General features: G+C 51.4%; 5 protein-coding genes and 1 pseudogene. 1 reads left to right on the top strand and 5 read right to left on the bottom strand.

The window, feature by feature from the left end; genetic code table 11:
* Positions 1-1,257: O-acetylhomoserine aminocarboxypropyltransferase/cysteine synthase family protein (locus tag ACTHS3_RS09345; RefSeq protein WP_440367796.1), on the top strand; the 1,257-nt coding region annotated here is incomplete at its 5' end.
* Positions 1,258-1,336: 79 nt separating this feature from the next.
* Here the strand turns inward: ACTHS3_RS09345 and ACTHS3_RS09340 are convergent.
* The 5 genes and pseudogenes from ACTHS3_RS09340 to ACTHS3_RS09320 form a co-directional block, all read right to left on the bottom strand.
* Entirely contained in the window at positions 1,337-2,941 is a 1,605-nt protein-coding gene (locus ACTHS3_RS09340) for an ABC transporter ATP-binding protein (RefSeq protein WP_049335541.1), read from the bottom strand.
* A 24-nt stretch (positions 2,942-2,965) separates the two neighbouring features.
* Entirely contained in the window at positions 2,966-3,874 is a 909-nt protein-coding gene (gene oppC, locus ACTHS3_RS09335; protein WP_049335539.1) for an oligopeptide ABC transporter permease OppC, read from the bottom strand.
* 72 nt (positions 3,875-3,946) lie between these two features.
* Complete coding sequence (gene oppB, locus ACTHS3_RS09330; protein WP_036472303.1) at positions 3,947-4,867, bottom strand: oligopeptide ABC transporter permease OppB; 921 nt, start codon at positions 4,865-4,867, stop codon at positions 3,947-3,949.
* 232 nt (positions 4,868-5,099) lie between these two features.
* Positions 5,100-6,896, bottom strand: a complete 1,797-nt coding sequence (locus tag ACTHS3_RS09325; RefSeq protein ID WP_049335537.1) for an aminopeptidase P family protein — start codon at positions 6,894-6,896, stop codon at positions 5,100-5,102.
* 75 nt (positions 6,897-6,971) lie between these two features.
* Positions 6,972-7,403, bottom strand: a pseudogene (locus tag ACTHS3_RS09320) (oligopeptide ABC transporter substrate-binding protein OppA); the annotation flags it as partial.

Here is a 7,403-nt window from a genome sequence, read left to right as displayed (position 1 = left end):
CTGCATGCAGGCTATCAATCCGAACCAACTACCAAATCCGCTGCTGTCCCCATTTACCAAACCACTTCCTACACTTTCGACAACACGCAACACGGCGCAGACTTGTTCAACCTTGATGTAGCGGGCAATATCTACACCCGTATGATGAATCCGACCACTGCCGTTTTGGAAGAACGCGTTGCCCGTTTGGAAGGCGGTATCGCCGCATTGGCTGTCGCCAGCGGTATGGCGGCAATTACCTATGCCGTTCAAACCTTGGCTGAAGCAGGCGACAACATCATTGCAACCAAAACCCTCTACGGCGGCACATACAATTTCTTTGCTCACAGCCTGCCGCGCCAAGGCATAGAAGTACGCTTTATCGATCCGGCCAAACCCGAAGAAATCGCCGCCAATACCGACAGCCGCACCAAACTGGTGTATTGCGAATCTATCGGCAATCCTGCCATCAATGTCGTTGATATTCCAGCATTCGCCCAAGCCGCGCACGCTCAAGGGCTACCACTAATGGTGGACAACACCGTTGCTACGCCTACATTGTTCCGCCCGATAGAACACGGAGCCGACATTGTTATCCAATCTCTGACAAAATACATCGGCGGCCACGGCACAACGATTGGCGGTGCCATTATCGACGGCGGCAAATTCCAATGGGCAGGCAATCCGCGTTTTGAAAAAACCTTCAATCAGCCTGATCCGTCTTACCACGGCGTAAACTACTGCGAACATTTTGGTGCGGCAGCCTATATCGCCCGTGCCCGTGTCGTCCCATTGCGTAATACCGGTGCCGCCCTGTCTCCGCACAGCGCATTTTTACTGCTTCAAGGTTTGGAAACCCTCGCCCTGCGTATGGAACGTCATTGCGAAAACGCCCTAAAAGTAGCCGAATTCTTAAAGAAACATCCGCGGGTCGAATGGGTGAACTATCCTGCACTGCCTGACAGTCCGTATAAAGCTTTGATTGACCGCGACTACGGCGGAAAAGCCTCAGGTTTGCTGAGTTTTGGTATTAAAGGCGGTCGTGAAGCCGGCGCGAAATTCATTGACGCACTGCAACTCTTCCTGCGTTTGGTGAATATCGGCGATGCCAAATCGCTGGCTACCCATCCTGCCACAACGACCCACCGTCAGCTTGACGATGCAGAACTCGCCGCAGCAGGCGTCAGCCCCGACATGGTACGCCTGAGCGTGGGTATCGAGCATATCGACGATTTGCTTGCCGACTTGGCGCAGGCATTGGATGCCGTACAGGCATAAGCAATCGCTCATTAGATGAAAAAAGCCTCCGCTTAAAAAGGCCGTCTGAAAATTTCTTTTCAGACGGCCTTTTCCTTTTCTACAAATCAAATGCGGCGTTAATCAAACGTTTGGTGTAATCGTTTTGCGGATGGTGGAAAATCTGATCCGCGCTGCCGTACTCAACCATTTCGCCCTGCTTCATCACGATCACATTATCGCTAACGGCGCGCACGACAGACAAATCATGACTGATGAACATATAAGTCAGGCCGTATTTCTTTTGCAAATCGCGCAAAAGCTCGACTACTTTGGATTGTACGGAACGGTCAAGTGCAGAAGTCGGCTCGTCCAAAAGAATGAATTTCGGGCGCAGGATAACGGCGCGTGCAATAGCTATACGCTGACGCTGGCCGCCGGAGAATTCATGCGGATAACGGTTGAGCGCGTCAAGCGGCAGGGACACTTCCTTCATGACTTCCAAAACGCGCTGGATACGTTCTTTTTTAGTCATCTCAGGATGATGAACCGTCAAACCTTCACCAATAATTTCACCAACTGTAAGGCGTGGGGAAAGCGAACCGAACGGATCTTGGAACACAATTTGCCGTTGCGATTTCAGACGGCATGCTTCCTCGGCTGTATAGTTTTTCAGGTCTTTGCCTTCAAAGAAGATATGGCCGGTATAAGGCAGCATCTGCATGACGGCTTTGCCCAGCGTGGATTTTCCGGAACCGGACTCGCCGACAACGCCCAATGTTTCCCCTTCTTTTATTTTGAGGCTGATGCCTTTGACGGCGTCGAAAGTTTTGAGCGGCTTGCCAAAAAAGCTTTGCTTCAATACGAAAGAAACATTGACATTATCGGCATCGATTAACACACCGGCGTTGTTTTCTTCCGGCTCTTTCATGCCTTTGGGAATGGCATTGATGAGTTCGGCGGTATATTCGTGCTTCGGATGGGCAAAAACTTCTTTGATTTTGCCGCGCTCGACAATTTCGCCGTTACGCATGACGCAGACGGTTTTGGAATAGTGTTCCGCCAAACCCAAATCGTGGGTAATGAAGATAATCGCCATGCCCATTTGCTGTTGCAAATCGTGGAGCAAATCGAGAATCTCGGCTTGAATGGTTACATCCAAAGCCGTGGTCGGTTCGTCGGCAATCAGCAGGTCAGGTTCATTAATGAGTGCCATGGCAATCATGATGCGTTGCAGCTGGCCGCCGGAAAACTCGTGTGGATATTGTTTCATGCGGCGTTCGGCTTCTTTGATGCCCACACGCTCCAACAATGCCAATGCCTTCAGCCCTGCTTCTTTGCGGCCGAGCTTTTTATTGTGCACACGCGCCGCTTCAATCAGTTGCGCACCGATACGCATAAACGGATTGAGCGAGGTCATCGGCTCTTGGAAAATCACGCTGATGCGGTTGCCGCGCAAATCACGCAGGGTTTTCTCATCGGCATCCAAAATGGAAATGCCGTCAAAAGTAATGCGCGAATCTTTGCCATAACGGGCAAACTTTTCAGGCAACAGGCGCATAACGGACATAGATGTTACAGACTTGCCCGAGCCGGACTCGCCGACCAAAGCCAATGTTTCGCCCTCTGCCACTTTAAAGCTGACATTACGCACGGCGTGCACGTTTTTTTCATGCAATTCAAAATTGATGTCCAGATTTTCTACAACCAGTAACTGTTTTGTCATTTTGATTATCCTTTTGGTTGTGGTTTAGCGGTCTTTCGGGTCGAGCGCATCGCGCAGGCCGTCGCCGATAAAGTTGAAACAGAACAAAGTGGTTACCAAGAAGAAACTCGGCACGAGCAGCTGCCATGGTGCGGCTTCCATCGAAATTGCGCCTTCTTGCAGCATCGAACCCCAACTGGTCATCGGCTCTTGCACACCCAAGCCCAAGAAGCTCAAGAAGGATTCAAACATAATCATGCCCGGTACCAGCAAAGAGGCATACACCATCACCACACCCAAAACATTCGGAATAATGTGGCGCGTTACGATTTTACGTTTTGCCACGCCGCTCACACGTGCCGCTTCGACAAACTCTTTATGCTTCAAGCTCAAGGTTTGGCCGCGCACGATACGCGCCACGTCCAGCCAAGACACCAAACCCACGGCGGCAAAAATCAAAAGCAAGTTGCGGCCGAAGAATGTGGTCAGCAGAATGACGAAAAACATAAACGGAAACGCGTTCAAAATTTCCAAAAAGCGCATCATCAGCGAATCGAGCTTACCGCCGATAAAGCCGGCAATCGCGCCATAAAGCGTACCGATGACAACAGCCACCAATGCGCCGGCCACACCGACCAGCAAGGAAATACGTCCGCCGGTTGCCGCACGCGACAGCAAATCACGGCCGAGCAAGTCCGTACCCAGATAGTGATGAGTAGAAAGGGACGGCGGAATCTGCATATTGTCCCAGTCGGTGAAGTCGTAGGTGTAGCGGACAATCCATGGTGCCACAATCACAAAAATACTGATCAGCAACAGGATAATAATGCTGTACACCGCCGCTTTGTTTTGTTTAAAACGCCGCCATGCGTCGCTCCACAGGCTTTTGCCGTGCACTTGGGCGTATTCTGCTGCCTCTGCGAGGGCCTGAGTCTGCTTCTTTTTGAATAACATAATGTTCTCTCTCGCTTTTTATTCTTTCTTCAGGCCGTCTGAACGTTTCAGACGGCCTTTGCGCAAATGGGATTAATAACGGATTTTCGGGTCAATAATGGCATACAGAATATCGAGGATGGCGTTGAACAAAATGGTCATAATGCCCACCAAAATCGTCAAACCCAAAATCATGCCGTAGTCGCGGTTGAGCGCGCCGTTGACAAATAATTGTCCGACGCCGGGAATACCGAACACGTTTTCAATCACAATGGAGCCGGTAATGATGCCAACGAATGCCGGGCCTAAGAAAGAAACAATCGGCAGCATGGCGGGACGCAGCGCATGGCGCAGGATGATGCGGCTCATGGGCAGGCCTTTGGCGCGTGCCGTACGGATAAAGGGGCTGTTCAATACTTCAATCATCGCACCCCGCGTAATCCGCGCGATACTGGACACATAACCGATGGACAAAGTAACGACAGGCAGAATCAAATTCATCAGTGCGCCATCGTTCCAGCCGCCTGCAGGCAGCCATTGCAGTCTGACAGCAAACACCAGCACCAATACCGGCGCCATCACAAAACTGGGAACAACGATACCGGTCATCGCGCCGCTCATTAGCGAATAATCCAGCCAGCTGTTTTGTTTTAAGGCGGCGATGATGCCGATAAACATGCCGAAGATGGCGGCAATCAAAAAGGCGTAGAAACCAAGTTCTGCCGATACTGGCAGGGATTGGGCAAGCAACTCATTAACGCTGAAATCTTTATATTTGAACGACGGCCCCAAATCCCCCTGCGCCAACTGCTTGAGGTAGTGGAAATATTGGAGGTACATCGGGTCATTGAGGTGGTATTTGGCTTCGATGTTGGCCATGACCGCAGGCGGCAAATTGCGTTCGCCTGTGAACGGGCTGCCCGGTGCAAGCCGCATCAGAAAAAACGATACGGTAATCAACACCAGCATGGTCGGGATGGAAGCACATATCCGTTTGATGATGAATTTCAACATAATCAGGCTGTCCTGTCTGAACATACCGGACTCGTGAAAACAAAGCTGACCTGAAGCGGAAATCGGATGAATGGCAGCAGGCGTCTGTAACGTCGCCGCGCCGGTTTCTCTCTCTATTCCGACCGGGTTATTGTTTTTATTCGGAGTCGGGTAAGGTTTTTTAGTTTTTAGATAATTGTTGTGATAAGGCCGTCTGAAACTTTGTATCCGCCGTTTCAGACGGCCTTTCACGTTAACGCGCCAAAGGTTTGGTGCGTTCAATCAGCCATGCTTTGGCCGCGCCTTCTGTCAAAGGCTCGAGACGGCGGCGCACTTCGGCGTGATATTGGTTCAGCCATTCGATTTCGCTGCCGGTCATCAGTTTGGTATCGATCAGGCGCGTATCGATTGGACAGAGGGTAACGGTCTCAAAATACAGGAATTTGCCGAACTCGGTTTCCTCTGGGTTTTCAACCGGACGGTTGATTACCAGGCTTTCGATACGGATACCCCATTTGCCCGGACGGTAAAGACCCGGCTCGTTGGAAGTCAGCATGCCTGACTTCATCGCGTGATGCGGTTGCGGCACGGCGGCAACGGCAATGCTTTGCGGACCTTCATGCACATTGAGGAAATAGCCCACGCCATGACCTGTACCGTGACCGTAATCACATTGCGCCTGCCAGAGTGATTTACGACAGATGGCATCAATCATCGGGCCTTTGATGTTTTCAGGGAAAATGGTTTCCGCCAGAGAAATATGCGCTTTCAACACCAAAGTGTAATCGCGCTTCATGGCCGCACTCGGATTGCCGACAGGCACCACACGCGTGATGTCGGTCGTACCGCCCCAGTATTGGCCGCCGGAGTCAATCAGCAGCATACCGTCGCCTTTGATTTTGCTGTTGTTTTCCGGTGTCGCGCTGTAATGAGGCAAGGCGGCATTGGCATTGTAGCCGGCGATGGTGTCGAAACTTGGCGAAATAAAGCCGGGACGTTGGCTGCGGTGTTTATAGAGCATGCCGTCGATGTCCAGCTCGCTCAATTCGCCGCCGTCTGCCAAGATTTGTTCAAACTCGGCAAAGAAGCCGCACAATGCCGCGCCGTCTTCCGCCATGGTATTGCGGATATGGGTAATGTCGGCATCGGATTTGACTGATTTGAAGAATGTACTTGGGTGGATGGCTTCAATCAAACGGACGTCTTCAGGCAGGCGGCGCAAAGTACCGACAGCGGTTTTGTTCGGATCAATCAGCAATGCGCCCTTAACGCCTGCCAAATAGTCCGCCGCTTGCGCATAAGGCAATACTTCAAAACCTGCCGCTTTCAAAGCTTCGGCAGATTCGGCTTTCAGACGGCCTGCATCGGTAAACAATACGGCTTTGTCTTGACTGATAAACAGATGGGACAAGAACACAGGGTTGAACGGCACATCATCACCGCGCAGATTGGTAATCCAAGCAATGTCATCCAAAGAAGAAACCAAATGTGCATCTGCGCCCTGCTCTTTCATGGCCGTACGGATACGGGCCAGTTTTTCGGCCGCAGTTTCGGAAACGTAGTCGGGATGGTGAACGTAGATTTCCGGAGTCGGCAATGCAGGACGGTCGTCCCATACTTCGTCCAACAAAGTTTCAGGATATTCGAGGCGGATGTTTTTGGCGGCAAGTGCCTGTTTCAAACCGCGCTCGCCGCTGAGTGCGAACATATCGGCAGGCGCGCCGACGACGGCGCCCTCGGGCAGATTTTGTGCCAACCATTCGGTATAAGGCGCATCAACGCCCATTTTTTGCAGCTCGATGCCGTTTGGCGCAAGCTGTTGGCCAGCCTGTTCCCAATAGCGGCTGTCGGTCCACACGCCTGCTTTATCGGCGGTTACCACCAAAGTGCCGGCCGAACCGGTAAAGCCGGAAAAATCGCGGCGTGCCTGCCAATGCTCGGGCAGGTATTCGGAAAGGTGTGGATCGGCGGAAGGAATGACAAACGCGTCCACGCCATGTTTTTTCATGGCTTCGTGTAAAGCGGACAAACGTTGTTGTACAGATTTCATGTGTTATGTCTCCTGTTGTTTCAGACGGCCTCTGTCATTAAGGCCGTCTGAAAACTTGTACTGTCTATAATCAATCTATTTTTTCGGTGCGAACGACCAGCTCTTGACCGTGTAGTTCCGCAAAGGGTCTTTGTCGGAATAGCCGATAATATCGGGTTTGACCATACGCACTTCAACCTGATGATACAGCGGAATCAGTGCAGCGTCTTCTTGAAGCTGCTTCTCCGCATCGGCATAGAGCTGGCTGCGCGCTTCCTTGCTGACACCATCTTTCAGCGTATTGTTCATAAATGTATCAAACGCCGCGCTTTTGTAGCGGAATGCATTGTTTGAGTTGTTGGATTTCAAGATATTGAGCATGCCCGCCGGATCGTTGAAATCGGAACACCAGCCGCTGAACGAAACCTTGAAATTGCCTTGCGCGCGCGTATCCAAATAAGTTTTCCATTCCTCGTTGGACAAAGTCGGACGGATAAACGGAATGGCGGCTTTCCACACCGACTGCAC

The organism is Neisseria sp. P0009.S007 (assembly GCF_051962515.1).
This window is presented reverse-complemented; position numbering and strand designations above follow the sequence as displayed.

Coding starts and splice junctions, on each gene's coding strand:
- ACTHS3_RS09340 (WP_049335541.1), bottom strand. CDS start 2,941: ATGACAAAACAGTTACTGGTTGTAGAAAATCTGGACATCAATTTTGAA.
- oppC (WP_049335539.1), bottom strand. CDS start 3,874: ATGTTATTCAAAAAGAAGCAGACTCAGGCCCTCGCAGAGGCAGCAGAA.
- oppB (WP_036472303.1), bottom strand. CDS start 4,867: ATGTTGAAATTCATCATCAAACGGATATGTGCTTCCATCCCGACCATG.
- ACTHS3_RS09325 (WP_049335537.1), bottom strand. CDS start 6,896: ATGAAATCTGTACAACAACGTTTGTCCGCTTTACACGAAGCCATGAAA.